The sequence below is a fragment of the Kocuria sp. cx-455 genome (genome assembly GCF_057707085.1).
The window spans coordinates 26509-53070 of the sequence record NZ_JBYIPM010000006.1; the positions used below are offsets into that span (position 1 = coordinate 26509).

At 65.6% G+C, this 26562-nt stretch carries 21 protein-coding genes; 11 read left to right on the plus strand and 10 right to left on the minus strand.

The features are described 5' to 3' along the window. Positions 1-43: 43 nt before the first annotated feature. A complete protein-coding gene (locus tag AC3ENJ_RS09875) occupies positions 44-1312 on the minus strand; it encodes an MFS transporter (RefSeq protein ID WP_431813901.1) in 1269 nt (422 codons plus the stop codon). Positions 1313-1568: 256 nt separating this feature from the next. Between AC3ENJ_RS09875 and AC3ENJ_RS09880 the strand changes: the two genes are divergently transcribed. Further along, positions 1569-2897, plus strand: coding sequence for a CoA transferase (locus tag AC3ENJ_RS09880; RefSeq protein ID WP_431813902.1), 1329 nt, complete (start codon positions 1569-1571; stop codon positions 2895-2897). 27 nt (positions 2898-2924) lie between these two features. Here the strand turns inward: AC3ENJ_RS09880 and AC3ENJ_RS09885 are convergent, their stop codons facing one another. From AC3ENJ_RS09885 to speB, 3 genes are all read right to left on the minus strand, one after another. Next, positions 2925-3431: a MarR family winged helix-turn-helix transcriptional regulator gene (locus AC3ENJ_RS09885; protein WP_190807793.1), complete on the minus strand. Its 507-nt coding sequence runs from the start codon at positions 3429-3431 to the stop codon at positions 2925-2927. A gap of 86 nt (positions 3432-3517) precedes the next feature. Next, positions 3518-4699, minus strand: coding sequence for an aminotransferase-like domain-containing protein (locus AC3ENJ_RS09890; protein WP_431813903.1), 1182 nt, complete (start codon positions 4697-4699; stop codon positions 3518-3520). Beyond that, positions 4696-5733 (minus strand): agmatinase, encoded by a 1038-nt coding sequence (speB, locus tag AC3ENJ_RS09895; RefSeq protein ID WP_431813904.1) that lies wholly within the window; start codon positions 5731-5733, stop codon positions 4696-4698. Before speB ends, AC3ENJ_RS09890 begins: the two co-directional genes overlap by 4 nt. A 192-nt stretch (positions 5734-5925) precedes the next feature. Here speB and AC3ENJ_RS09900 point away from each other — a divergent pair, with 192 nt between their 5' ends. Both AC3ENJ_RS09900 and AC3ENJ_RS09905 read left to right on the plus strand, forming a co-directional pair. Beyond that, positions 5926-7371, plus strand: a complete 1446-nt coding sequence (locus AC3ENJ_RS09900) for a sodium:solute symporter family protein (RefSeq protein WP_431813905.1) — start codon at positions 5926-5928, stop codon at positions 7369-7371. Next, positions 7368-8996, plus strand: a complete 1629-nt coding sequence (locus tag AC3ENJ_RS09905; RefSeq protein ID WP_431813906.1) for a thiamine pyrophosphate-binding protein — start codon at positions 7368-7370, stop codon at positions 8994-8996. The genes AC3ENJ_RS09900 and AC3ENJ_RS09905 overlap by 4 nt, the downstream gene beginning before the upstream one ends. A 188-nt stretch (positions 8997-9184) precedes the next feature. Here AC3ENJ_RS09905 and fdhA read toward each other — a convergent pair whose 3' ends face one another. After that, the gene (gene fdhA / locus AC3ENJ_RS09910; protein WP_431813907.1) at positions 9185-10408 is read right to left on the minus strand and encodes a formaldehyde dehydrogenase, glutathione-independent; all 1224 of its coding nucleotides are present in this window, start codon (positions 10406-10408) and stop codon (positions 9185-9187) included. Between the two features lie 100 nt (positions 10409-10508). Here fdhA and AC3ENJ_RS09915 point away from each other — a divergent pair, with 100 nt between their 5' ends. Both AC3ENJ_RS09915 and AC3ENJ_RS09920 read left to right on the plus strand, forming a co-directional pair. Then, on the plus strand, positions 10509-10937 hold the full coding sequence (locus tag AC3ENJ_RS09915) for a hypothetical protein (protein ID WP_431813908.1): 429 nt from the start codon (positions 10509-10511) through the stop codon (positions 10935-10937). A 31-nt stretch (positions 10938-10968) separates the two neighbouring features. After that, positions 10969-13482: an alpha/beta fold hydrolase gene (locus AC3ENJ_RS09920; protein WP_431813909.1), complete on the plus strand. Its 2514-nt coding sequence runs from the start codon at positions 10969-10971 to the stop codon at positions 13480-13482. Here AC3ENJ_RS09920 and AC3ENJ_RS09925 read toward each other — a convergent pair. After that, positions 13439-14746, minus strand: a complete 1308-nt coding sequence (locus AC3ENJ_RS09925) for an acyltransferase family protein (RefSeq protein WP_431813910.1) — start codon at positions 14744-14746, stop codon at positions 13439-13441. The genes AC3ENJ_RS09920 and AC3ENJ_RS09925 overlap by 44 nt on opposite strands. A gap of 170 nt (positions 14747-14916) precedes the next feature. Between AC3ENJ_RS09925 and AC3ENJ_RS09930 the strand changes: the two genes are divergently transcribed. From AC3ENJ_RS09930 to AC3ENJ_RS09950, 5 genes are all read left to right on the plus strand, one after another. Continuing rightward, on the plus strand, positions 14917-16431 hold the full coding sequence (locus tag AC3ENJ_RS09930; RefSeq protein WP_431813911.1) for a sensor histidine kinase: 1515 nt from the start codon (positions 14917-14919) through the stop codon (positions 16429-16431). A gap of 4 nt (positions 16432-16435) precedes the next feature. Continuing rightward, positions 16436-17092: a response regulator transcription factor gene (locus AC3ENJ_RS09935; protein WP_431813912.1), complete on the plus strand. Its 657-nt coding sequence runs from the start codon at positions 16436-16438 to the stop codon at positions 17090-17092. Positions 17093-17101: 9 nt separating this feature from the next. Next, entirely contained in the window at positions 17102-18322 is a 1221-nt protein-coding gene (locus AC3ENJ_RS09940) for a DUF4097 family beta strand repeat-containing protein (protein WP_431813913.1), read from the plus strand. 117 nt (positions 18323-18439) lie between these two features. Beyond that, positions 18440-19624, plus strand: a complete 1185-nt coding sequence (locus AC3ENJ_RS09945) for an MFS transporter (RefSeq protein ID WP_223841460.1) — start codon at positions 18440-18442, stop codon at positions 19622-19624. Positions 19625-20248: 624 nt separating this feature from the next. Beyond that, positions 20249-20779 (plus strand): putative endonuclease domain-containing protein, encoded by a 531-nt coding sequence (locus tag AC3ENJ_RS09950; RefSeq protein WP_431813914.1) that lies wholly within the window; start codon positions 20249-20251, stop codon positions 20777-20779. 64 nt (positions 20780-20843) lie between these two features. Here the strand turns inward: AC3ENJ_RS09950 and AC3ENJ_RS09955 are convergent, their stop codons facing one another. The 3 genes from AC3ENJ_RS09955 to AC3ENJ_RS09965 all read right to left on the minus strand — a co-directional run bounded on the left by AC3ENJ_RS09955 (position 20844) and on the right by AC3ENJ_RS09965 (position 25402). Further along, complete coding sequence (locus AC3ENJ_RS09955; protein WP_431813915.1) at positions 20844-23051, minus strand: M23 family metallopeptidase; 2208 nt, start codon at positions 23049-23051, stop codon at positions 20844-20846. Between the two features lie 138 nt (positions 23052-23189). Next, on the minus strand, positions 23190-23714 hold the full coding sequence (locus AC3ENJ_RS09960) for a mycothiol transferase (protein ID WP_190782251.1): 525 nt from the start codon (positions 23712-23714) through the stop codon (positions 23190-23192). A gap of 143 nt (positions 23715-23857) precedes the next feature. After that, the gene (locus tag AC3ENJ_RS09965; RefSeq protein WP_431814079.1) at positions 23858-25402 is read right to left on the minus strand and encodes an MFS transporter; all 1545 of its coding nucleotides are present in this window, start codon (positions 25400-25402) and stop codon (positions 23858-23860) included. A gap of 196 nt (positions 25403-25598) precedes the next feature. Between AC3ENJ_RS09965 and AC3ENJ_RS09970 the strand changes: the two genes are divergently transcribed. After that, positions 25599-26138, plus strand: coding sequence for a TetR/AcrR family transcriptional regulator (locus AC3ENJ_RS09970; RefSeq protein ID WP_431813916.1), 540 nt, complete (start codon positions 25599-25601; stop codon positions 26136-26138). Between the two features lie 81 nt (positions 26139-26219). On the opposite strand, the gene AC3ENJ_RS09975 is transcribed toward AC3ENJ_RS09970, so the two are convergent. Further along, positions 26220-26540: an FtsX-like permease family protein gene (locus AC3ENJ_RS09975; protein WP_431813917.1), complete on the minus strand. Its 321-nt coding sequence runs from the start codon at positions 26538-26540 to the stop codon at positions 26220-26222. Positions 26541-26562 lie beyond the last annotated feature (22 nt).

The following is a 26562-nucleotide window of genomic DNA, read 5'->3' on the forward strand; positions in this document are numbered from 1 at the left end:
CGAACGGAACCGGGCCCAGCGGCGTCGTGGTGACGTGTGAGTCCTACTCGACCAACTCGGGCTCATGCGATTCGAAGAAGTTGCGCCCCAGGACCACGACCACCAGGGCCAGAACGATCACAGCGGCCGCGAGGTAGAAGGCCCATTCCGGCCCGAAGGCTGCGCCCACACTTGCCGCGGTGAACGGGGCCAGGGCACCGCCGATCCAACGAACAAAGTTGTAACCGGCCGAGGCCACAGGACGCGGAGAGTCCGAAACCTCCATGGCCAACTCGGTGTAGAGCATGTTGTTGGTGCCGATCAGAGCACCGGCGAGGATCGTGAAGAGCACGATCAACCCGATGTTGTGGAAGCTGGCGCTCACGCCCAGGGCAATGAGATCCAGGGCGAAGACGAGCAGAGTGCCGCCCAGTAACCTCAGTGAACCGATGCGGCGCTGAATCATGGGGGCGAACACCGCAGAGAACAGTGCGACCATCACGCCCCACCCGAAGAACACCGCGCCGATACCGTATTCGCCCATGTGCAGAGTGAACGGCACATAGGACAGCACGGTGAAGAAGCCGAAGTAGTACAGCAGACCCGAGGCTGAGGTGAGTCCCAGACCTTTGTGTGTGAGGGCGAGCAACGGATCACGGAACCGCGTTTTCTGCTCGGGCACCGTGGACTCGGGTAGCAACACGGCAATGGCCGCGAAGGCGATCACCATCAGGATGGCCGTGCCGAAGAACGGCATCCGCCAGTACCAACCACCCAGCAGTGCCCCCACCAGCGGGCCGAAGGACAGACCCAGACCCAGGGCGGCCTCGTACAGCACAATGGCCACCGACGACCCGCCGGAGGCGACGCCCACGATCACGGCCAAAGCCGTGGCGACGAACAACGCGTTGCCCAGACCCCATCCGGCACGGAAACCGACCAGTGCACCCACCGTGGGGGACAGCCCGGAGAGTGCAGCGAACACGATGATCAGGGCCAACCCGATCAGCAGCGTCTTCTTACCCCCGATCCGCGATGACACGACGCCGGTGATCAACATGGCCACGCCGGTGATCACAAAGTAACTGGTGAACAGCAACGACACCTGCGCGGGAGAGGCCTGCAGGTTCTGCGCGATCGCCGGAAGAATGGGGTCCACCAGGCCGATCCCCATGAACGCGAACACGGAGGAAACGGCCACGGCCCACACCGCCAGCGGCTGACGGAGCAGAGCAGACTTCTCGTGCTGGAGATCCCCTCCCACGGCTTCCGCCACATGTCCGTGGCCGTGCTCGCGGGAGACTACGGGTAGCTGATCAGTTGCGGGGGTCATTCCGTTTCCGTTCTGCGGGTAATAGCGCGCTCGGGGTCAATGGCGGAAGAACGTCGCCTCATGCGTGGTGTCCTGGCCAACTGGCGGCGAAGAATGAGGCTTCGTGCTTCGGATTATACTTAGGTAGCCTAACTTAATGCCCGTTGTGCCGCAACGAATGCGGTGAATTGCCGCTCCGGGCCCACCTTCGCCCGCCGAATGGGTTTACGCTGTTCACCCAGCATTTCCTGGACCCCGGACAGCGAAAAGAGCAGCCATGCAAGGCATCCTCACCGCTCTCGACACCCTCGAACCAGAACTAGCCACGCGGGCATCCCGCGCGGTTACCGGCCCCGGCGGTTGGTGGCAGGGCCCGCTGGACGTTGAAGCGCTCGCTCGCTCCTCGGTGGGTTTGGCCCTGGCTGCGGTGGAAACATTCGCGACGACAGTTCGCGGACAGAACCTTCACGTGACGGCGACCTTCGACGACGTCGCCGCGTCCTTTGGCTCCATATCCCACCTGCGGGTGGCGGGCAGCGCCGTCAAGACCTTTGCGCCCAACTCCGGCTTCTTTCCGACCGCCGACGGGTGGGTCAGGACGCACGCGAACTATCCACACCATGCCGAGAGACTCCGGTTGGCGTTGGAAGTCTCCCGCGATGATCTCGTGGCGCCCGCGCTGCACGACCTGGCGAGCGAGGAGGCGGAATTGAGAATTGTCGGGGCCGGTGGGATCGCGGCCGCAGTCGCCACCGTGCCGGAGTGGGTTGCGCACCGTGCGCCTGAAACGGGACCGTGGATCTCCCTGACCCCGCGGGACTATCCAACCCGACGGCTCAGCCGCATTACCTCGGATGACCATCCGCTGCAGGGCGTGCGCGTGATCTCCCTGACACGGGTCATCGCGGGACCGACCGCCGCCAAATTCCTTGCCGCGCTCGGAGCCGATGTGCATCGCATCGACCCGCCCCAGCTCCCGGAACTGCGCGATTCACACTTGGATACCGATCTCGGGGTGCGCTGTATCGAGTCCGACCTGAAAAACACCCAGGGTCTTGAAGAATTACTGACACTGCTGCGCTCGGCAGACGTGCTGCTGACGGGATACCGCCCTCAGGCATTGGACCATGTGGGATTGACGGAGGAGGTGTTGCGGGACGCCTGCCCGCACCTGATCCATGTGAATCTCAGCGCGTGGGAACCCCAAGGAGCCCGAACCGGCCAACGCGGCTTCGACAGCATTGTCCAAGCGGCCACGGGCATAGCTCATCTATACCGCATGGTCGATCCCGTTCGTGGGTGGCGCCCGGGCGCACTCCCCGTTCAGGCCTTGGACCATGCAACGGGTTACGGCATGGCCGCGGCCGCTGTGGCGTTACTCGTGCAGCAGCGAGCAGGCAGGGCCGACCTCTCGCTCGAACGCACGGCGAGATCACTGCTCAGCACGGCACCTGGCGGTCACGATGTCCACGACATCCGGGATTTCACGAACATGAGGTTCAACCCACAACGCCTGGCCAGCATGAAGAGCACCGACGGCGAGGTGCTGTACGTCCCGGTACCCGCTCGAGTGAATGGAACACTCAGTGCCGCGCCAGGATCATAGGCACTGCACCACCACGTCGGCGGGTGATTAATTCCCGCGAGCCCCTGGGCGGGGCTGGTGCTCTCCCGTCATGCCGCCGAGCGGACTGGCGAGTTTCTCGAGGATGGGCATGGCGGCGTCGAGCACGGCCAGTTCGTCGTCATCCAACCGCGCCAGAACTTTGCCAACCACCTCGTTGCGGTGGCGATCTTCGGCCGCGATCACCTCGTGGCCTCGGCGCGTGAGCTTCACGAGAACCGCACGAGCGTCGGCGGGGTCCGACTGTCGTTCTACCAGGCCGGCCTTCATGAGGCGGTCCACGCTCTGGGTTGCGGTGGGGGTACGGACTCCGAGGTTGGCTGCAATAGTTGTCATGCGCACCCCGCCGTCTGTCAACATGGACATCAGGCTGATCTGCTGACTGGTGAGTTCCCGCGTGTTGTCCAAGCGCCGGAGGAAGAACACCCCGTGACGCAGTGCCGTTCGAAGCTTCTCGGCGCTTTCAATGGGCGCAGGACCCAGGGACCGGCTCTCAGCATCGGGAGTCTTATCCATAATTAGCTAAGCTAACTTATGCTGTGGAAAATAGCAAGGTGTCCCTCGACCGGACCGATGAATCTCGGTGGACGTGCCGGTCCGGCTCACAGAATCTGCGCGAACCGCCTCACGCCCTCCCGGATCCGCACCGGCGATACACCGGAGAACGCCAATCGCACGGCATCGGAGGGCCGACCGTCCGAATAGCACGCGGACCCGGGTACCAGGACAACGCCCTGTTCGATCACGTCCCGCAGCAGATCATGGTTCTCGGCTAGTCCGGGCACCGTGACCCACGTGAGGAAACCACCGGTTGGTTCCGTCCACGACGCGCGCTCGGGCATGAACTCCATCAAGGCCGCGTTCATGGCTTCCCACCGCTCCCGGTAGAGCCCCACCGCCTGGTCCAATGTCGGTCCCCACTGCTCGGAGCCCACCCACGCGGTCACCAGCGACTGCGCCAAGTTGGACGGGTGGATCACCACGGATTCGGCCGCGATCTGCAGCCGCCCGCGCACCTCCGGCGGTGCCACGAGCCACCCCACGCGCAACCCCGGGGCGAAGATCTTGGAGAAACTACCCAGGTAAATCACGTGTTCCGGGTCCATGCCGTGCATTGCCGGCAACGGGTCGGAGCGGTCGAAGGACAGCAGGGCGTAGGGGTCATCCTCAACTATCAGCACGTCACGTTCCGCGCAGATCCGCACCAATTCACTGCGCCGCTCGGTCGGCATGCTCACGCCCGTGGGATTCTGGTAGCTCGGGATCACGTACACGAACGGAACCCGTTTACCCTCGGCAGCCAGCTCGTCCAACGCGGTGGCGACGTGATGGGGATCCAGTCCGTGCTCGTCCACTTCCACGTGACGAACATCCACCTCGTACGCGCCAAAGACACCCAGAGCACCCACGTAGGTGGGTCCCTCTGCGAGGACAACGTCCCCGGGATTGCAGAACAGCTTGGTCACCAGGTCCAGACCGGCCTGCGAGCCCGTCGTGGGAAGCACGTCCGCGGAGGTGATATTCGAACCACCCCGGGACATGAGGTGCACGACCAGGTCTCGCAGCGGCGTCGTCCCCGCCCCGGAACCGTACTGCAGAATCTCCCCGGCCCGTTCGGTCAACAGGGAGGACGCCAGGGCGCCGATGTCCCCGCCGGGCAACACGGACAGGTCCGGATTGCCACCGGCGAGCGAGACCACGGACGGGTCCATCGCGGTTTCGAAGACCGCACGCACCGGTGAAGGACGGAACTCTGCCGCGCGTGCCGCGAACTCCGCCGTCATTTCCCCTCTCCGTAACGCGCGCCAGAGATGCCGTACGCCGGGCCGTCGGGGGCGGCGTCGGGGCCCAGGCTGATAAGCGTGATCAGCTCGTAAACCACGTGAGCCGCGGCGATACCGGTGATCTCCGCGTGATCGTAGGCGGGGGCGACCTCCACGACATCGCTCGCGATCACATCCAGGCCGCGCAGGCCGCGCAGGATCTCCAGAACCTCACGGCTGGTCATGCCGCCGGCCTCGGGAGTGCCGGTGCCGGGCGCATGGGCGGGATCCAGGACGTCGATGTCCAGGGAGATGTAGAGCGGGCGGTCCCCCACGCGCTCACGCAGGGTCCGAACCACCTCATCCACGCCGGAGCGCATGATGTCCGCGGAGGAGACGATCTGGAAACCGAAGGACGAATCGTCCTCCAGATCCTTGGTCCCGTAGAGCGGTCCGCGGGTACCCACGTGCATCACGGCGTCCGTGTCGATGATGCCCTCTTCGAACGCGCGGCGGAACGGCGTGCCGTGCGTGAACTCCGCGCCGAAATAGGTGTCCCACGTGTCCAGGTGGGCGTCGAAGTGCAGCAGCGCGATCTTGCCGTGCCGGGAATGAGCGGCACGCATCAGCGGCAGCGCAATGGTGTGGTCGCCGCCTATGGCCACGATCTTGGTGCCCGAACCCATCACTTCGAGCGCGCCGGTCTCAATGGCCGAAATCGCGTCCTTGATGTCGAACGGGTTACCCACCAGATCACCGGCGTCCGCAACCTGCAGGTGGGCGAACGGCGAATGGTTCTGAGCCGGGTTGTAGGGGCGTAGCAGCCGCGAGGATTCCCGCACGTGATTGGGTCCAAAGCGAGCGCCGGAGCGGTAGGAGACTCCGGAGTCGAAGGGGATCCCCACCACGGCGATGTCCGTGTGGTCGACCTGATCCGTGCGCGGCAAGCGGGCAAATGTGGCGGGTCCCACCCACCGGGGGGTGAGGGCGGCGTTGACCGGCCCCACGCGTTCGTGCCCGTCAGCCGTGGTTTCCACAATGCGTTCCGGTTCCATGGGATCTCCCTTCTTCCCGAGGATCACTCGGGACACCACACGCCCCGAGAGCGACCAGGATGGGGTCGGCTCGGGGATCCAGCAGTGATATTTTTTGTGACCTAGTGCATAAACCCTATGCCCTCAACCCGTTTTGCGAGATCAACCCCGCGCACAACAGCGGCCCCGCCAGATCGCAAGGAGAACCCCTTCATGAATGTGCTTGTCATTGTGCTGTACCTGGTGGCCATGGTGGTCATCGGCCTATGGGCGGCACGCCGGGCCAAGACGGCCACGGACTACCGCGTGGCCGGCCGCCGCCTGGGCCCGGGTCTCTACACTTCCACCATGGCCGCGGTGGTCCTGGGCGGTGCGTCCACCGTGGGCGGCGTGGGGTTGGGCTACCAGTACGGCATCTCCGGCATGTGGCTCGTGGTCGCCATCGCCACCGGCTTGGCCGCACTGAGCCTCTTCTTCGCCGGGCGCATCCAGTCACTCAAGGTCTTCACGGTCTCGCAGATGCTGCAGTTGCGCTACGGCGCCCGCGGCGGTGCCAGCGCGTCCTCGTTCGTGATGCTGGCATACACATTGATGATCTCGGTGACCTCCACGGCGGCCTACGCATCGATTTTCTCCGTGCTGTTCCCCATTTCCCGCCCGTGGGCCATCCTGCTGGGCGGTGCCGTGGTGATCGCGTATTCCGTGCTGGGCGGCATGTGGTCCATCACGCTCACCGACTTGATGCAGTTCGTGTTCATGACCATCGGCATGTTCCTGATCCTGTTGCCGTTCTCGATCTCCGCCGCCGGCGGCATCAATGGGCTCACCGAACGCCTGGACCCCACCTACTTCCATTGGGGCTCCATGGGCTTCCAGGCGATCATCACGCAGTTCGTGGTCTACGGCTTCGGCATGCTGATCGGCCAGGACATCTGGCAGCGTGTCTTCACGGCACGTTCGCCGCAGGTCGCACGGTGGGCCGGGGTGGGTGCCGCCGTCTACGTGGCCCTGTACGGCGTGGCCGGTGCGCTCATCGGCACCGCCGCGGCAGCCGTACTCCCCACCCTTTCCCTGCCGGAAGAGGCCTTTGCGGCCATGGCTCAAACGCACGTTCCCGCAGGCCTGGGCGGCGTGGTGCTCGCGGCCGGTGTTGCGGCCATGATGTCCACGGCCTCCGGCGCCATGATCGCGGCCTCCACGGTGGCCCGCGTTGACGTGATCCCCACTCTCAAGGGCCTGTTCGGAGCTTCCCACGACGACGTCGCTCGCGCCCGTTCCGAGGATGCCTCCGTCGTGAAGGACCGCGTCTACGTTGTGGTCGTGGGACTGGCGGTCACGTTCATCTCCATGCTGGTTCCCTCCACCGTGGTGGCCCTGACCATTGCGTACAACGTGCTGGTCGGCGGGCTGTTGGTCGCCATTCTGGGCGGGCTGGTGTGGAAGCGCGGAACAGCAACGGGTGCAGCTGCATCCATGGTGGTGGGCTCATTGGTCACACTGGTGTCGATGGCGGTGTTCGGGGTGCTCGCCAACGCCCCCATTTACCTGGGTCTCCTGACCTCGCTGCTCGTGTATGTGGTGGTGTCACTGCTGACCAAACGCACTTCGTCCGACATTTCCACCGAATGGTCCCGCCGGATCAAGGAGGCCAAGTCGTGAGCGACACCCCAGATAACCACGCGACGTCGTACCCCCAACGCACCGTGGCCCGCGCGGCCCTAGAGACGCTGCGTGGCTACGGGATCGACACGGTATTCGGCATTCCGGGCACGCACTCTCTTGAGTTCTACCGGCCGCTGCGCGAGCTGGGGATCCGGGCGATCACCACGCGGCACGAGCAGGGCGCATCCTACGGCGCGGACGGCTGGTCGCAGGTGCGCGGGCTGCCGGGTGTGGTCATCACGACCTCCGGGCCCGGGCTGCTGAATTCGCTCTCCGGGGCGGCCACCGCCTACGCGGAATCGCGACCCATGATCCTGCTGTCCCCGGGGCGCCCGGTGGGGCAGGATTTCCGGGACATCGGGTCTCTGCACGAGACCAAGAACCCTTCGGCGGCCGTGAACGCCATCGTGGGTCAGTCCCGCCGCGTGACCTCCGGGGCCGAGGCCGTGACCATGATCCACGACGCCATGCGCGACTTCGCCCACTCCCGCCCTCGTCCCATCCACATCGAGATTCCCTTGGACATCCTGGAGGGTCCCGCGGACGTCCCCGTCTCAGCCACCGCCCCGCGCCCCCTGGGCGAACCGTCCCCGGCTCCCGAGGCCGACGTCGCCGCGGCGGCTACCGCGCTCGCCGCAGCGTCCCGACCGGTCATACTGGCCGGCGGCGGCTCGTTGGCCGCGGGCCCCCAGCTGTTGGAGCTGGCAGAGCTGCTCGAAGCTCCCGTGATCACCACGACCAACGGTAAGGGCGCGATCCCGGAAAAGCACCGGTTGTCCCTGGGCGCGGACCTCCGACTGAGCACCGCGCATGCATTCCTGCGCACCGCCGATGCCCTCTTGGTCATCGGTTCCAAGGTGGGCGAGGCGGAGCTGTGGGGCGGCGACATCACCCCTCAGGGGCCGATCATTCGCGTGGACATCATGCGCGACCAAATGCTGTGCAACCTCACGCCGGACATCGAGGTCCCGGGTAACTCCGCCGCGGTGGTGCCGCAGCTGCTGGCGGCGCTGCGCGCGGAAGGCGGGAGCGCCGTCAGCAATCGCGTGGCGCCGGACCTGCGCGAGGTGTTCGACGCCATGGACAACGAGGGGCGCCAGTGGGCACCTGACCTGGCCGCGCTCAACGAGACCATCATGGAGGTGGTCCCGGACAACACGATCCTGGCCGGTGACTCGTCCCAGGTGACCTACATGGGCTCCACCACGTTCTTCCGCGCACCCACCCCGCACTCGCTGCTGTACATGGGCACGTACGCAACGCTGGGCTACGGACTACCCGCCGCGATCGGTGCCAAGTTGGCCGCTCCAGATCGTCCCGTGGTGTGTCTGCTGGGCGACGGCGCCCTGATGTTCAGCATCCAGGAACTGATGACGGCGGTGGAACTCGAGCTGGACCTGCCGATCATCTGCGTGGACAACGGTGGGTACGGCGAGATCCGGCAGGGCATGGTGGACCGTGACATCGACCCGCTGGCCGTGGACCTCAAACAACCGGACTGGGTGCAGCTCGCGGAAGCCTTCGGCGCTACCGGGCTGTCCGCGACCATGGCCAGTCTGGGCTCCACCGTGGAGCAGGCCCTGAGCATCTCCGGCCCGAGCCTGGTACACCTGCGAATCTGACCCCGGGCCCACCCGTAGCCCGATCGACGGTTCGACCACCCGTCGCCGCAGAACGTCATCTGATCGACGATAACGCCCTGGAACTCAGTCATTAAGGTCGAAACGTCGATCAGATGACGAGCCCGCGGGTGCAAGGGTCGTACCGTCGATCGGATGACGCGGTGAGTTTGCGACGCGCCGGCGAGCACCTACGCCGCGGCTGCCCCCAGATACCCGTTGGGATCCAGGACGAACTTGGTGGCCGCGCCGTGGTCGAAACGGTCGTAACCCTTGGGAGCGTCCTCCAGAGGGATGGCCGTGGCGTTGACCGCCTTGGCGATATGGATGCGGTCGTGCAGGATGGCCATCATCAGCTGGCGGTTGTACTTCATGACCGGGCACTGACCGGTGGTGAAGGCCAGGGACTTCGCCCATCCGGTACCCAGCGACAGGGACAAGGAGCCCTTCTGCGCGGCCTCGTCAACGCCGCCCGGATCGCCGGTGACGTACAGCCCCGGGATACCGAGTTCGCCGCCCGCGCGGGTGAGCTCCATGAGCGAGTTGAGCACGGTGGCGGGCGCTTCTTCGGCGTCCTTGCCGTGACCGCGCGCCTCGAAACCAACCGCGTCAATGCCGCAATCCACCTCGGGCACGCCCAGAATCTGCTCGATCTGATCCTGCGGATCACCCTCCGTGAGGTTGACCGTCTCGCACCCGAAGCTGCGGGCCTGCGCCAGCCGATCCTCGTTCATATCGGCCACGATGACCACGGCCGCACCGAGCAGCAACGCCGACGCCGCCGCGGCAAGCCCCACGGGCCCCGCACCGGCGATGTACACGGTCGAACCAACCGTGACCCCGGAGGTCACGGCACCGTGGAACCCTGTGGGCAGAATGTCCGAGAGCATGGTCAGGTCCATGATTTTCTCCAGGGCCTGGTCCCGATCGGGGAACTTCAACAGGTTCCAGTCCGCGTAGGGCACCAGGACGTACTGCGCTTGTCCTCCGACCCAGCCGCCCATGTCGACGTAACCGTAGGCGGAACCCGGACGGTCCGGGTTCACATTCAGACAAATGCCCGTTTTACGTTCCTTACAGTTGCGGCACCGACCGCAGGAAATGTTGAACGGGACCGAGCAAATGTCACCGACCTTGATGAACTCGACACCGGGCCCCACCTCCACGACTTCTCCGGTGATTTCATGTCCCAGGACCAGATCCTGGGGAGCCGTGGTTCGGCCGCGCACCATGTGCTGATCGGAACCGCAGATGTTGGTGGCAATGGTTTTCAGAATGACACCGTGGGGAACCTTGCGTCCCACATTGGCCGGGTTCACACCGGGGCCGTCCTTGAGTTCGAACTCCGGGTAGGGGGTGTCGATGACTTGGACCTTGCCTGGACCTTCGTAAGCAACCGCTCGATTGTCGGCCATAACGGATCTTCCTTCCGATGAGCTACATGCGTGCTTTTTTTGTGATGTAAATCACACGCGGTCCTGCCCATCGTACCCCCCTGGCTTTTATGGTTAATGCATGAACCGACCGTTCGCATCCCTCGTGAAGAAAATCCGCAACGTCCGTGGGGGCCAACCAGAGGCATTCCTGGTCTTCCAACGCCACCCCGAGTCCTCGGATGCACCACTCGTGGCAGTCACTCGTACCGAGTTCAATGCCCGCGCCATTGAGAAGCAACAACTGTCCGTCCGGCCCACCTATCGGGTGACGTGGCAGCGCTTCACCATTCCCGACGCGACCGCGGTGGGCAACGGCGATCGGCTGTTCATTGTTTTCGACGGCAATCGCAGCCGACATTCCCCTGCGTCGGTGGAGCGGAACCCGAAACCACTGGGTGTATTCGCCACCGAGAAGGCCGCACAACAGGTCAACGGCGCAAAACACCTCCGGGCGGTGACCGTTGGCTGGCAGGATCACAACGTGTGGGAGCACCTGGAGCGATCATGAAAACCGCAGACACTCCTGCTATCCATGAGCCATGACCCAGGCCGCTGAGCACTTCGACATTCTCATCATCGGCGCCGGCCTGAGTGGTATCGGCGCGGCCTGCATGTTGAGTCAGGAACATCCGCACAAGACCATCGGCATTCTGGAGTCCCGCGGCGCCACGGGAGGCACCTGGGACCTGTTCCGCTACCCCGGTGTGCGCGCAGATTCGGACCTGTACACCTATGGCTACGGGTTCCGGCCGTGGAGCGGACCGCAGGCCATGGCCGAGGGCTCGGCCATCCTGCAGTACATTCGTGAAACCGCCGATGAGTACGGCGTGAACGATCTGATTCGATTCAACCAGCGCATGGTTGCCGCGGATTGGTCCTCCCGGCACGGTCACTGGCGTGTCACCGTGGAACGTACCGCCGCACCTGAGGATGAAAGCCCCGACCTCGGACACCGCATCCAGAGGCCCCCCTCGCAAGGCCGCGCGGCGGCGTCGGCGACAAGCGAACCCTCCGGAACGGGCGAGTACCTGGAGCTGACGGCATCCTGGCTCTTCAACGCCACCGGCTATTACCGCTACGACACACCGAACGAGCCGGACATCAGGGGCCTGCGGGACTTCGCGGGCACGGTGGTGCACCCGCAATTGTGGCCCCGGGACCTGGCGGTCGCTGGCAAGAACGTGGTGGTCATCGGCAGCGGCGCCACCGCCGTCTCCCTCCTGCCGGCGCTCGTGGACCGGGGCGCGGACGTGACCATGGTGCAACGCACGCCCAGCTACATCATTCCCGTTCCCACGCAGAATCGGCTGGCCAAAGTGCTGGAGCCGCGGCTAGGTGAGCAACGGACCGCGCACGTGGCCCGAGCGGTCGCCACGCGACAGCAGCGGTTGCTCTGGAAGACGAGCAAGATCGCGCCGCACCTGGTCAGGGGCGCCATCGCGGCCGTCAACAAGACGCAACTGCCCGACGACGTGTCCGTCAGAGAGCACTTCAATCCGCCCTACAAACCGTGGGATCAACGCGTGTGCGTGGCTCCCGGCGGGGATTTCTACCGTGCCCTGAGCTCCGAGCGCGGTCACGTGGTCACGGGGACCATCGACGAAGTCACCGAGTCTGGTGTGCACATGGACAACGGCCGGGACATCCCCGCGGACGTCCTGATCACGGCCACCGGGTTCAATGTGCTGTTGTTCGGCGGGGCCCGGTTCAGTGTCGACGGCGTGCCCGTGGACCTCACCGAAAAGATCGCCTACCGCGGCGTCATGCTCAGTGACATGCCCAACTTCGCATTCGCCATCGGGTACATCAACGCGTCCTGGACGCTCAAGATCGGTTTGCTCGTGGACTGGTTTTCTCGCCTCCTCGCGCACATGGACGGGGTCGGTGCGACCTCCGTGCGGCCGGTCGCGCCGGAGGATCTCCCCACCAAGCCCCTGCTCGACTTCGACGCCGGGTACGTCCAGCGCGCCCTCGACGACCTCCCGCGACAGGGCACCCGCAGTCCGTGGCTGATGTCCATGAGCTACCTGGCGGATCGCCGCGAGCTCAGGTCGCGGCCCGTGGTCGACGAGTTCTTGCGCTTCGACGACGCCGCCGCCCCCGTTCTCGAGGAACTCCCGGCCCTGCTCGCGGGGCCGGGAGACACGGGAGTGGAGCACATCGTGGACCTCGGCGACGGCCGCACCATGTGCGTTCGCATTCACGGCCCCGAGGACGGGCCGGTGGTCATCTTGATCACCGGCTTGGCGTTCGACCTCACCGCATGGCCCATTTCATTCCTGAAGTCCCTGGTCGGGAAGGGATTTCGCGTGGTGCGCATCGACAACCGGGACGAGGGCCGCTCGTTCCGCGCCACGTCCAAGGCACCGTCGGCGCGGCAATTGCTGAGCGGTGATCTTCCCGAGGGTCAATACACCGTGGAGGACATGAGCGAGGACGTTGCGGACACCATGCGGGCCCTTGGTATTGCGCGCGCGGACGTCATCGGCTTTTCATTGGGCGGGATGATCGCCCAATCGCTGGCCGCTCACCACCCGGAGCTGGTCCACCGTCTCGTCTCCTTGTGTTCAACCACCGGTGACCCCGAGGTGGGGACCACCGCAACGTCCACGGCGGCCATGCTGATGCTTCCGGGAGCCCCCAACCGGTCCGTGTACATCCGAGCTCGCGTGATCATCGGACGCCACTTGGCCGGACCGGGCTACCCGATCGACGAGGCCTACGAGGCACAGCTGGCCGCCGCCCATTGGGACCGCAGCCTCGACCCTCACGGGGAATCCGCGGCCATGCGGCGCCAGATCGGTGCCATCCGCGCCTCCGGGAACCGGGCCGAGGTGCTCGCGAACATCACCGCCCCCACCCTGGTGATCCACGGCGACAAGGACAAGATCGTGCGCCCTGACGGGGGCCCGGCCACCGCGGACGCCATCCCCGGTGCCACATTCATTGAGATCCCCGGCATGGGCCACCAACTCCATCCCGCGTTGATGCCCACCCTGCTGGGCTACGTCAACGAACACCTCGTGGCGCCGGAACAGCGCCCCACTTCATGATCCCGATGCACACCACCGATCCGGCCGCACCCCACAACACCAGCATGGGGGTCAGGAGCGTGATGATTTCCAGCAACGGTGGAATCACCGCGCAGATCAGCCCGATCAGCACGGCCGGAGGTGTCAGCCGAAGCTCGCCCCACGGCGTCGCAGGGGCCCGCTCAGCCCTGACCAGTGCGGCGGCCACAGCGAGCACCGCGGCCCAGCACACCGCGGCCAGGGGTACCCGCAGCAACCACCACGCCCCCGAGCCGGGAACGGGGTCGTAACCGCCCGCAAAGAACCACGCCGCCATGATCAGAATGATCACGGGCAGGTGCCACAAATAAATGGTCATGGCGCGCGTTCCCACCACGACCACGACCGCTTGTGACACGCGCCAGCGCATGAGGCGGTTGAGCGCCGGGGTGCACACTTGCAGCACACAGGCCTGGGCCAGACCCAGCAAAACCATGCACACCGTGGGTGGGTTCAAATTGGTGAGCATGTCCGGCGCGTACCGCCCTGAGACCACGCATACGGCCAGCAATCCGTAACAGAGCACGGCGATTGCAATCAGGGTGATCGTGCGGCGTGCGGCGAACCAGCCGTCCGCTCGGAAGAACCCCAAGTGCTGAATCAGCGGCCACACGAACAGCATGTTCAACAGCCCCCACCACTGTTGATCCGTGCCGATCCGCAGCAGGTCCACGGCCACCACGCACGACAGCAGGAACCAGCACCACACCCAGCCCATGCGCTCATGGACATCCAAGAAGGCGGGGGCCAGCGCCTGCGAAATCAGGTAGGCGGCCAGGAACCACAGGGGCATGCCCATACCGGAGAGCGCGAACGTCACCAGTTCTTCTCCGACACCGGCCACCAACGCAATCCACGCCCCGGCGGCAAGGACCAGCCACAGCACGGCCGCGGGCTGCATGAGTCGCAGGGTGCGTTCGCGAACGTATTCGGCCGGAGCCGCTCCCCTGGCCCGACGCCGCCGGATCGCCCCCGCGGTGGCCACCCCGCCGACCACGAAGAACAGCGGCATGACCTGCGCGATCCACGTGGCCCACCAGTACCAGGGCTGTTCGGTGGGAACCATGACGGAGCGAAGTTCCCCGGTGGCCGGGTCTGCCGTGAGGGTCACCATGAGGATGTGACTGAACACCACGGCAATTACACAGCCCACTCTGGCGGCGTCCGCTGCAAGGTCCCGCTCCGCGAGCACCGCAGATCCCGCGGCCCGGGTCGGGGCGGAGTGGGTCTGCACGCCGTCGCTCATGAAAATCAGTGTAAACAGGAAACATTTGGGAGTTGACTTTGGCCGCGCCGGGACAGCGACATGTCGCGGTGCGGGCACGGCCCCCGGGCACGCAGGTGGGGAAAACCCCACCTCGACTCGGTGGTTAGCTCTGGCGCGGACAACAGGGGCAGAAACGTAGCGTTATGGACATGAGCACTCCAGACCTGCGCCAGACTCCCCCGTGGGAATCCACGGAAGCGATATCGGCCGACACAGAGCACACCCGTCCACTTCCACCGCACGGAACAGTGCAGCCCCCGCAGAGCATGCCACCTTCGCGCGGCTCCACAGCTACTCAGAACTCCTCCCCCGAGTGGAGTGCCTTCTCCCCCAAAACCATGTTCTTCGGAACGCTCGATCTGGTGATCGATGCGCTGCTGAACTTCTTCTGGGTCGTGGTGATCGGCACGCTGATCGTCACCGGTATCGCCATGATCCCCGCGGTGGGCCTGGGGCTGCTGGTCCTGGCCGGAACCGTGTACGTGATCTGGGCTGCGGTGTGGCTGGAACGGCGGCGATCGGCGTCGTCATTCGGTCTGGACCTGCGTGACCCGCAACGGCGCCGCACCCCGCGCACAGACTGGGTGCGGGTGCCCCACCAACTGTGGCTGGACGCGACCGACGGTTCCATGTGGCTGGGATTCCTGCACCTGATCCTGACCTGCATTCTGGGTGTGCTCTCCACCATCTCGTTGGTGATCATCGGCGCCGGCATCGTGGGCGCGTTGTCACCGCTGTTCGCCCCAGCGGACTCCATTGCCCAGCGTTTCCTTGTGCCCGTACCCGGATGGCCCGAGTGGTCCGGTGTGCTGGCAAGCATCCTGACCGCCCTCATCGGTCTGGTCCTGCTGGTTCTGCTCACCCTGGCTCACCGTGGCCTGTCCGCCACGCTGCTGCGGCTGAGCGAGGCGGCCGCTCTTCGACGTGAAGCGGACGAGTCCCGCCGTCAGGTCGAGTACGCGACCGAGGCCCGCGAGTCCGCGGTCCGGGGCGCTCACACCGAACGCTCCCGCATTGAACGCGACCTGCACGACGGCGTTCAGCCCCAGTTGGTCTCGGTGGCCATGAACCTGTCGATGGCCAAATCACGCATCGATACGGACCCCGCTGCGGCCAAGGAACTGATCACCGAGGCCCACGGCACCACCAAGGCCGCCATCACCGAGTTGCGCCGCCTGGCCCGTGGTTTCCACCCCGCCGTTCTGGAGGACCGCGGGCTCGACGCCGCCATCTCGGCCGTGGCCGCTCAGGCCTCGTTCCCCGTCACGGTGAACGTGACCGTTCCGCGGCTGAAGCCGGAGACCGAGGCCGCCGTGTACTTCGCGGTGTCCGAGTCATTGACCAACGCCGTCAAGCATTCCGGTGCTCGCACGGCTGACGTGGCCGTGTCCATCCAGGACGGTGACATTCCCGGAACCTCCACCGTGGTGGCCGGAATTCGCGACTACGGTCGCGGCGGCGCACGCGTGGTCCCCGGTGGCGGACTGTCCGGGATCGAGGATCGGATCCGGTCCGCGGGGGGTCGGTTCTTCTTGAACTCCCCCACCGGCGGCCCCACCGAAGTGATCGTGCAGCTACCGCTGGGCGAACCCAACCGCCGTGAGACCACCTTGCCTGACGGCAACCGGGGTGCGAGCGGCGTCGTCGACAATCAAGGAGCGTGACCCCGTGCGTATCGTGATCGCCGAAGACGCCGTACTGCTGCGGGCCGGCCTGGTCCGCCTGCTCACCGATGCCGGCCACCAGGTGATTGCCGAGACCGACACCGCCGAGGGCCTCGTGAAGGCGGTGGAGGAACACCACCCGGACTTCGCGCTGGTGGACGTGCGCCTGCCACCCTCGTTCACGGACGAGGGGATCCGCGCCGCGGTGCTCATCCGCTCCGCCCACCCCGAGGTGGCCGTGCTCGTGCTCTCCCAGTACGTGGAGGAGCGCTACGCCTCCGAACTGATCGCCTCCCGCCGCGAGGGCCTGGGTTATTTGCTCAAGGATCGCGTGGCGGACGTGGACCAGTTCCTGGAATCCGTGCAGACCGTGGGCCAGGGCGGGACCGTGCTGGACCCGGAGGTGCTGACTCAGATCCTGGTGCGCTCCCGGCAACGCGAGGACCTGCAACTGCTCTCACCCCGCGAGCGCGAAGTGCTGGGACTGATGGCGCAGGGGCTGTCCAACGCGTCCATCGCAACCAACCTGTATCTGACCGAATCGGCCGTGGAGAAGCACATCGGCTCGATCTTCATGAAGCTCGGGGTGACGTCAGCGACCGGCAACCGCCGCGTGCTGGCTGTCCTCAAGTACCTGGGCTACCCGGATCACTCACTTTAGGACACCACCATGAGCACACACTTTCCCCCTTCCCAGTCCGACGGCGCTCCCCACGGATCGCCCGAACCCTCACCTGACCAGGCGCGCCAGTCCGTACCCGCCGCGGGGCCGCACCCCGCCAATCCACCCATCAGCCGGGGCCAGCGGCGCGGCTGGAACACCGCGACCGGCATCATTGGCGGCCTGTGCGCTCTGTCCTTGCTGGTGGGCGGCGCGGGAGCCGCGGCCGCTGCGGTAATGACCCAGGAACGCTCGGACACCTGGACGGCCTCCTCGGATGCATCACGTATCGAGGTGGACGCCCAGAGCGCCAACGTTCACGTCGTGACCAGTCCCACCGCCGAACACGTGGAGGTCGAGTGGCAGGAAATCGGCTGGGGATTGGACGATCAACGCAGCCCGCGGGAAGCGGACGGCGTGATTCGCGTTGCCGCCCCCGAACAGTCCTCACGGTGGAACGGCGGCATCAACAACATTCGGATCACCGTTCCCGAGGACGATTCCCTCGCGTCCCTGGACCTCACGGCAACCCACGGGATCGTGGACATTTCCGGCGCATTCGACCGGGTCGACCTCAGTTCCGAGTACGGCTCCCTGAGCGGTCGCTCCGTGAAGGCCAAAGAACTTGCGGCCCGCACCGTCAACGGTCAGGTGCTGCTGGACGGTGTGGAGGTCAGCGACCGTCTGGACGCCCACACCCGTCACGGCCTCACGTCCGTCCGCGTGAGCGGCACTGCGCCCAAGCAGACGTCCGTGACCGCCGAGAACGGGATCTACGAACTCAAGCTGCCCACCGCCGACTACTGGTACCCCGCCACCTCGCAGCAGAGTTTCGCCGACCCACGCTCGCCCGAGACGGTCACCCCGGAGCGGAACCGGTACAACGGGTCGTTCGATTCAAGCTTCGGTGACTACGACGCCGCCCCGTCGTCCTCGGTGAGCCCCTCCGCCACCGCGGGTGGGTCGCCGAGCGCTTCCCCGAGTGCCGAGGCATCGAGCACGCCCGGTGCGGCACCGTCGAACTCCGCTCGTGACCGGTCCGGGTTCGTCACGGCGTGGAGCTCCCAGGAGGCTTGCGCATCAGCGCCCGGCGATCGACCGTGTCTGTTCGTGGCCGGTGAGCCCGTCGGTTCCCAGGACAGCGCGGACATGCGCTACTGGCGCGAGCAGTGGAACTCCGCCTACGACGATGCCATGACCAACGACCCATGGAATGATGTGGACAAGTGAGCGGGTGAGAACCGGCTGACTTCCATGCGCATAGGCCAACGCACGCGGGTCCGTACCTCCGAGTGAGGTGCGGACCCGCGTTTTCGGTGGCTGGACTGGGGCCCTACGCTGGTTCCCGTGAGCCCATCTCGCATCCTCAAAGCCCGCATCGCGGTGTCGTTGTTGTTCATGACCAACGGCGCGATTTACGCGAACCTGCTGCCGCGCCTTCCCGAGATCAAGGACATGTTCGAACTGTCCAATGCGATGTACGGTCTGGTGCTGATTGCCCTACCCATTGGCGGTGTGGTGGCGGGGCCGCTGCCCGCGCCGATCATTCGGCGCTTCGGAACGGCCCCCGCCGCAGCAGTCGGTTCGGTGCTGTTGGCCGGCGCCGTGTTCTTCGCCGGGTCCATACCCCACGTGGCCGTGTTCTTCGTGGGGCTGCTCCTCGCCGGCGCCCTGGACGCGGTAGTCGACACCGCCCAGAACGCCCAAGGGCTGCGCGTGCAACGACTCGCGGGTGTCTCGATGATCAACTCGATGCACGCGCTGTGGAGTGTGGGTGCCGTGCTGGGCGGTCTCATGGGCACCGCGGCGATCGCCCTGCACCTGCCTCTGCCAGTGCACCTGGGACTGAGCGGCGTCCTGTTCGCGGTGGTAGCGCTGGCGGCCATGCGGTTCTCGCTCCCGGACAGCCATGAGGTTCCCGCGGAGGTCATGACGGACACCGCCGGTGTCCCCATCATTCCGGCGGGCGCGGGGAGGGCGCTGCTGGCCCTCGTGCCCTTCGCGGTGATTGCGATGTCCGGGGTGCTCGTCGAGGACGTCGGCAACAACTGGGCCGCCGTGTACCTCCGGGACACCCTGGGTGCCGCGGCCACCGTAATGGGCTTCGGGTACGTGGTCATGGTGGGCGCGCAGTTCATCGGTCGTCTGCTGGGCGACCGGATGATCAATGCCTTCGGGGAGGTGAATATCACGCGCTTCGGCGGGGCCCTGATCTTTCTGGGCATGGGCACCGTGGTTCTCGCCGGCAACGTTCCCATGGCCCTGGTGGGCTTCGGCCTGGCCGGGTTCGGTTGCGCGACCCTGGTGCCCAGCGCGTACGCCGCCGCGGACCGCGCCCCCGGTCTCAAACCCGGCACCGGGCTCACACTGGTCAGCTGGAGCATGCGGTTGATCTTCCTGATTTCTCCGCCCGTGGTGGGTGCTCTCGCGGATACCGTGGGACTTCGAATTGCCATCACGTTCGTGCCGCTCATGGGCCTTCTGGCGATCATCTTCGCCCGGTCGCTGCGGATCCGCGGCAGGGGCCGCTGACCTCCCGCCCCCGGAGGTTTAAGGTTCCCTATTACTGTTTCGAGCGGGGATTTCGGTAATAGGGAACCTTAAACCGTTGCTGCTCCTCCAACACGGCCGACCGCAGCCTGTGGATGACGGAATCCGCGTCGGTGAGTATTCGCGTAGGTTCCAGGAATGAAACGTGTTCCTGCTCTGGACCTGGGTGAGTGCCCGGTGGTGAAGCCCTTTGCTGACTGGGGCCGCCGGAACGAGCAGCTCTTCCGGGACCCCACCATGCAATTGCTCGCCAGAGGGGTCTGGGTGCAAAGATCCGAACCGTTGTCACACCTTCAACGCGCAGCATTGCTGCAACAACACTTACGGACGCACGACAACCATTTGCGTGTCACCGGACTGAACGCACTTGAGCTCTTGGATCTGCCCATTGGGGAAACACAGAGTTGGGTCAATCCACTGCTGGGCCACCGGGCGGCCGAGAGGGGGCTGGAGTTTGAGATAGCCAGGTTGATTCCTCATTTGTCGTGGCATGGAACCCGCATTCGGACTTTCGCCGGTCAGCTTCGGATAACCAAGTCCCGTGGTCTCAACCGGTATTACGGCCCGTGGGGATGCTTTGTCGCGCACCCGGTAGAGGCTCTGGTTGTGGCGGCGCCCTATCTGTCGATGTGGCGACTCATTGCGTGCATTGACGCTTTGCTGTCACGCAGAATCGTGGTCGATGAAAAAATCCCGCTGCAAGAGTTCACCGCCGATGTGATCGACGACGCCCTCAATCTGTTCCCGCCCAATTCGCCGTCCGTCCGACGTGTGCGTGCCGCTCTCAGCGCCGCATATGACCAGGTGTGGTCGCCCAATGAGACGTTGACCCGGCTCATCGCGCTACGCCACGGTTGCCCTCCACCCAGGACCAATTACCACGTGACACCGCGAGGCAGACATTTCTACATCGATCTGGCCTGGCCCGATGCAATGACCGCGATCGAATACAACGGGGAAGTTCACTACAAGAAGCGGTCCCACTACGAGGACGAAAATTACCGGATCCAACTCCTGCGGGAGTCCGGCTGGGACGTGCACGTTCTCGTGTGGCGCGATCTTTGGGACCCTGCGCGGCGTCGAACATGGCTCGACTTCTTGGCCGGGAAGCTGGGAACGCCTTCCGCAAAGATTTAAGGTTCCCTATTCCCAATTTTTGGGTCCGAAAGGGGAATAGGGAACCTTAAATCCAGAGTGGGGGTCAGCCCGCCTGGGCTGCCGCGGGGTCCACATAGGCGGGAACCTTGACGAGCATTGTCTGCAGCTTGGTGAGTTCCGCGGTGGCCGCGTCCGTGAGCTTCTTGTTCTTCGGAGCGGCTGCTGCCTTCTCGACCGCAGTCTGCGTAGCCGCCAGCTGGGCCGTGAACTTCGGGTCCTGCTGATCCAGCTCGGCGGCGACCAATTGCTGAGACAACAACGGCAGCTGAACGTTCAACTGCGAACGCGGGCCGAACTGCTGCTCCGGAGTCAGCGTCAGCTGCTGATTCACCAGCACCTGGGTGCGCTGCTGTAGCTGCTCCAGCGTGGTCAGCGTGGTGATGTCCGCGGTGTAGGGATTGACCGTGGGCTTCGCGGGCTTGTCGGTCTTGGGCGGAGTTTCGGGCTTGGGTGCCCCGGTCGGGGTGCCCGGTTCGGCCGGCGTACCGGGAACGGCTGGCTTAGTGGTCTCCGGCTTCGGGGCCTTCGATGAATCCGCTGGCTTAGTGGTTTCTGGCTGCGGAGCCTTGGTCGTCTCGGGCTTCGGGTCCTTCGGCTTATCGGCCGGCTCAGCGGTTTCGACCGGCACCGGCTTCTTTGTATTGGTAGGCGCGGGCTTGGGCTTGTCGGTCTCGCCAACTGTCGGCTGGGGATTCGACGTGCCGGTCTCGCTAGGAGTCGGTTGCGGCGTCGGTTTGCCAGTGTTCGCGGGAGCGGGCTTGACCGGGTCGCCCGTTGACGCGGGTTTGGTGGGCTCAGGGACGGCGGCGGGCTTACTCGGCGTCGGCTTCATAGTCGCGTCGGGCTTGTCGACCGCGTCGGGCTTCTTACCGGTTTCCTTCTCGGACGAATTCGACGACGCACCGGTACCGCTTCCCTGCGACGTACCGCCGCTCGGGCGGGACGGAGTGGCATTGGGTGCTTCGTCAGACGGGCCGCCCGCGTTCACGCGACCCTCGGCGTCGTCGTCGGAGCCTGAGGAGCTCCGGGACGGGCTGGGCTGAGCGGAACGAGATTCAGCCGAGGAAGACTGCGAGCCGCCACCCGTGCTGGGCCGGGCGGAACGGGACTCGGTGGGTGAGGCCTTCGGCTCTTGAGACCGACTCGGTTGCGCCTTTGCTGCGCTCGGCTCGGGGGTCGGGGCGGGGGCAGCGCCAGCGCCGCCATCGGAACCCGAGCCATCCTCGGAGCCGGACCCGGAGCCAGCGCCCTCGTCAGGAGATCCGGCAGCGACGTTGTCCGCCGGGGCCGTTTCCTGGCTCAGCGCAATGATGCGGTCCTGCTCCTCCACGGGGACCTCGGACACGGGGCCGTTGTCCGTTCCGGGTACGGAACCGTTGTCGGTGGTGGCCTGATCGGTCCGCGCCTGGTCCTCCAGGGAGTACTTGGGGCGGGAAGCGGGGATGATGCCCTCGCCGGTCTCCCAATCGAAGGACTGGGCGTCCACGGCTTTGCCCTGCACCCACGTCTCGAAGTGAAGGTGTGGACCGGTCACGCGCAGGCCGGTCTGACCGATGGTGCCAAGCTGCTCGGAAGCCTTCAACGGGTCACCCACCTGCACCATGACGTCCTTGAGGTGGTTGTAGGTTGTCTTCACACCGTCCGCGTGGGAGACCTCCACGCGGTTGCCGCCCCATTCGTCCCAGAACACCGCGGTAACGGTGCCTTCCAGGGCAGCGACAACCGGGGTGCCCTCAGAGGTGGAGATGTCCGTGCCGTTGTGGAATTCTCGGTCCCCGGTGTCCGGGGCGGTACGCCACCCGAACTGACCGCCGTCCAGAACCGTGGGGGGCTGGGCAGGGGCGATGATCGTGTTGAAGGGCAGCTCACCCTCAAACGTGGCGGGGGCACGCTTGGCCGGGGCCACCGAGGACGGCCCCGACTCGGTCCCGCGATCCGACACATTACGAACCTGGCTGGCCAGGTCGTCCTGGGGGGTGTCTTGAACGTCCGGAATCAGGGCGTCGTCCGGCACCGCGGCGAACAGTGAGGGGCGGGATTCACCCTGATCGTGGGCGGTGACCTGTTCGAACGTGCCGCGGCTCTGCTGACTTTCTGACGCCTCGCTGGCGTACGCGGATTCCCACGGCGCTGGGGCTGAGCCATTGCTCAAAGCAACGCTGACCACCACCAGGGCGGAGAACGACGCAAAGGCGGTCAACGCCATGGACGGGCGTCGAGCCGCCGTGGGACGAACACGTGAACGAGCCATCATCAGTTGTAATCTCCCCGGTGCTTGACATCGACATCGTTTGCCCGCGATCTCGATGATTAGTAAAGCAATCGTAAGTGAATCCAGGGTTGATAAACAGTGTCGCCTCTCCCACCTAACGGCCCGATTTTACGAAACTCAGTACTTACCGCGCCACGAGTCCTGCACCAGCCCGCGAACGTACGCCGCCTGCCCGAGGTGCTGTGCGGCGTCGTCGATCGTGGACACGATCCGCACCCCGCGTGTCACGGGAGGATCCCACGAATCATCAATGACTTGGTCCAGATCGGAGTCGCTCAGGGTACCCAGATAGTCGACCGTTGCCGAGGTGACAGCATTCAGGTAGTCCCGCAGCAGGTCCGGGTCGGTAACGCGAACGCGCGCGACGTCCTCCGGGCCGTCCCCGAAACCGAAGTCGTCCGGGCCCCGATCCAAGTCAAATTTCTCGTCCCAGCCCTGCGCGGTCCACACCTGTTGCTTTTGCGAGAGGTTCGCTATCTGCGCGTCCTGCTGTCGGGCCGCGTGCCAGATCAACCACGCAATCGAGTTCTGCGTGTCCCCGGGCATGCAATGGAGCGTGTCTCCCGAGATTCCCTCCAAGACGTCACCGGCCACCTGCGCGGGCCGTTGCGCCGCGTCCACCAATAGGTCATTCGCGCTCATGCTTGACTGCCTTTCGCTCGACGTCTCCGCTGGTCACTTTACGACGACGCCGCTGGGCTCGAAAGGGGTCGCGCACCGGGGACGCACCAGCCGGGGTCTCCGTGCCGCACCGGCAGGGAAAGGCTCAGCGCCCCGGCTCGGCCTCAGTCGAGCTCGATGCGATCCGTGGGCAGGGAATCGTGGAAACGAACCCTGCGATCTGCCCGCAGCACACGGAAGACCACGGCGGCCACCACCACTACGGCGAGGCCTCCCACCAGGCTGCTCCCCTGCATGCCATAGGAGAAGGCCGCGGTTGCGGTTTCCATGACGCTCTCTGTCCACGGACCACCCTGGGCCACCTCAACGGCGCCGCCCAGGGTTTGGCGAGCAATGTCCGACTGTTCCGGGCTCAGCGCCTGGGGAAGACTCAACTGGGACTGGTAGAACGCGGTGGTCAGGCCACCGAGCACGGCAGTACCCAGGACCGCGCCCACTTCGTACCCGGTTTCGGACACGGCCGACGCCGCACCCGCCTTGGCTTCGGGCACCGAGGACACCACCAGGTCGGTGGAAAGCGTGGTGGCGAGACCTCCGCCTGCGCTCATGGCCGCAAAGCCCACCAGCACCGGAAGCGCGGAACTCTGCTGATCGGTGAAGGCCACGATTATGAACCCTCCGGCAATCAGCAACAGGCCCGTGACAATTGCCATGCGCACACCGAACGTCACGGCCACCTTGGCGGCTGCCATGCCCGTCACGATGGCCAGCAGCAGACCGGGGACCATCAGCAGACCCGCGGTCATGGGGTCCTTACCACCCACCAGCTGCAGGTGCTGGGTCAGGAAGAAGAGGAAACCGAACATTGCGATGCTGGCCGTCACGTTGACCGTGAGACCACCGGAGAAACGTGAGCTGCGGAAGAAGCGCAGGTCCAGCATCGGGTAGTTCTTGGCCACCTGACGGTGGGCGAACAGCACTCCGTTCAGCACGCCGAACGCCATGATCAACAGCCCCTGCAGCACGGAACCACCGGTGGCCAGGGACTTGATGGCGTAGACGACCGGAGCCATGGCCAAAATGGCAAGCACGATGGACAGCGGGTCCACGGGTCCGGGATTGGGGTCCCGCGACTCCGGCAGGAGCAGCGGGCCCGCGATCAAGAACGCCACGAGAACCGGGATGGCCAGCAGGAACACCGACCCCCACCAGAAGTGGTTGAGCAGAAAACCACCGGCAATCGGCCCCAGTGCGGCGCCGGCGCTGAAGCCGGCGGTCCAGATGGCAATGGCCAGGCGCCGCTGGTGATCATCCCGGAACACGGTGGGCATCAAGGACAGCGTGGCCGGCAACAACATGGAGCCGAATACGGCGATCCCCACGCGAGCGGCCACCAACCACCCGGCAGTGGGTGCGAAAGCGGCCAGGGCGGAGATGACGCCAAAACCCGTGGACCCGATCATGAGGATTTTGCGCCGTCCGATCCGATCCCCCAGGCTGCCCATGGGAATCAGGAGGGCGGCCAGGATCAGCGGATACACGTCCACGATCCACAACAGCTGCGACGCCGTGGGATGCAGCGCCCGCGAAATGGCGGGCAGCGCGAAGCTGAGAGCCGTGTTGTTCACGGACACCAAGAGCACCGGCAACATGAGGACGGCCAGGGCGCCCCACTCGCGGGCACCAGCTTTCTGCCGCTGATCGATCATGGTGGACACGATGAAGACCTCCTCGGTTCTCTGCTGCCGGCTGGGCGGCGTGGATTCGCGAAAAGTACTTCGTCGTACTGCGCGGGCGATGCCGTCGTGGAACGGGCCAATTAATTACTGTACCGACTAGACGGTACAGTTAACGACGAACGCGGGGCAATATTCCCCGGATCCGTCTGGGAGAGGTTTTGCTCACATGCCCCGCAAACCACTGGCTCGGGACAAGCTACTCGAGGCCTTCGAGCGCATCGTCCTCACGGACGGCGAGCGCGCCGCAACGCTCGACGCCGTGGCCGCGGCTGCCGGTGTCTCTAAGGGTGGCCTGCTCTACCACTTCCCGCACCGGCAGGCCCTGGTGGGCGCCATGCTGGTCGACCTCGAGTCCCTTGCGGCCGAGGACCTCGAGCGATTGACCGCCTCACCGCGTGGTGCCGCGCGCGAGTTCCTTGCGACCTCGCTCTACGAAGACAGTAAGTTGGACCGCGCCCTGGTGGTCGCCTCCCGCCTCATTCAGGCCGGCGACGACGACGCTCGCGCCGCCTACACGCGCATCGAGAAGAACTGGTTGACCGCGGTGGTCGAGGACGTGGGTGACCCCGTGGTTGCCACCGCCGTGGTGTGCATGGGCGACGGGCTCTACCAGCAAGCCTCCTTGGGGTTACTGCCCGCGAGCCCGGAGGAGAAACAGAAGACTCTCGAGCACCTTATGACCGCGTTGGACCGGTTGACCGCCTAGGTACAGGGTCGCCTGACCGCACAATCGCGGACCGGGGGGTGCACTATGTCGACCGGCGAGCAGTCGCAGCCGTCGGCACGATCAGCCCACCCGTACCATGCCCTCCACCGGGGTGACCCGGGTGGCCCGACGCACCCGGGCGGCCGAGGCGAGCACCGCCACCACCACCGCGGCCACAATGATCGCGAGGAAACCGGGCCACGGAACCGTGGGCTCCACGGTCATCCCCTCGGTCACCAAGGACATCACGCCCAGCGTTCCGAAGGCCCAACCGACCACCAGGCCCACGATCGTGGCCACGGGGCAGTGGAGGCCTACCGGCTTGCGCATCGAGATGTTCCGCACGCCGTAAGGTCGAACCCGATGATGGCGGGCCACCCGCCCTGGGTGGCCCGCCATCATCGGGTAGCCGTTCTTTTGGGTG

Bases quoted from the DNA above. Each gene is read 5' to 3' on its own strand.
- AC3ENJ_RS09965 (WP_431814079.1), bottom strand. From the start codon at position 25,402: ATGATCGATCAGCGGCAGAAAGCTGGTGCCCGCGAGTGGGGCGCCCTG.
- speB (WP_431813904.1), bottom strand. From the start codon at position 5,733: ATGGAACCGGAACGCATTGTGGAAACCACGGCTGACGGGCACGAACGC.
- AC3ENJ_RS09890 (WP_431813903.1), bottom strand. From the start codon at position 4,699: ATGACGGCGGAGTTCGCGGCACGCGCGGCAGAGTTCCGTCCTTCACCG.
- AC3ENJ_RS09875 (WP_431813901.1), bottom strand. From the start codon at position 1,312: ATGACCCCCGCAACTGATCAGCTACCCGTAGTCTCCCGCGAGCACGGC.
- AC3ENJ_RS09940 (WP_431813913.1), top strand. From the start codon at position 17,102: ATGAGCACACACTTTCCCCCTTCCCAGTCCGACGGCGCTCCCCACGGA.
- AC3ENJ_RS09955 (WP_431813915.1), bottom strand. From the start codon at position 23,051: ATGGCTCGTTCACGTGTTCGTCCCACGGCGGCTCGACGCCCGTCCATG.
- AC3ENJ_RS09900 (WP_431813905.1), top strand. From the start codon at position 5,926: ATGAATGTGCTTGTCATTGTGCTGTACCTGGTGGCCATGGTGGTCATC.
- AC3ENJ_RS09925 (WP_431813910.1), bottom strand. From the start codon at position 14,746: ATGAGCGACGGCGTGCAGACCCACTCCGCCCCGACCCGGGCCGCGGGA.
- fdhA (WP_431813907.1), bottom strand. From the start codon at position 10,408: ATGGCCGACAATCGAGCGGTTGCTTACGAAGGTCCAGGCAAGGTCCAA.
- AC3ENJ_RS09915 (WP_431813908.1), top strand. From the start codon at position 10,509: ATGAACCGACCGTTCGCATCCCTCGTGAAGAAAATCCGCAACGTCCGT.
- AC3ENJ_RS09930 (WP_431813911.1), top strand. From the start codon at position 14,917: ATGAGCACTCCAGACCTGCGCCAGACTCCCCCGTGGGAATCCACGGAA.
- AC3ENJ_RS09880 (WP_431813902.1), top strand. From the start codon at position 1,569: ATGCAAGGCATCCTCACCGCTCTCGACACCCTCGAACCAGAACTAGCC.
- AC3ENJ_RS09885 (WP_190807793.1), bottom strand. From the start codon at position 3,431: ATGGATAAGACTCCCGATGCTGAGAGCCGGTCCCTGGGTCCTGCGCCC.
- AC3ENJ_RS09975 (WP_431813917.1), bottom strand. From the start codon at position 26,540: ATGATGGCGGGCCACCCAGGGCGGGTGGCCCGCCATCATCGGGTTCGA.
- AC3ENJ_RS09970 (WP_431813916.1), top strand. From the start codon at position 25,599: ATGCCCCGCAAACCACTGGCTCGGGACAAGCTACTCGAGGCCTTCGAG.
- AC3ENJ_RS09960 (WP_190782251.1), bottom strand. From the start codon at position 23,714: ATGAGCGCGAATGACCTATTGGTGGACGCGGCGCAACGGCCCGCGCAG.
- AC3ENJ_RS09920 (WP_431813909.1), top strand. From the start codon at position 10,969: ATGACCCAGGCCGCTGAGCACTTCGACATTCTCATCATCGGCGCCGGC.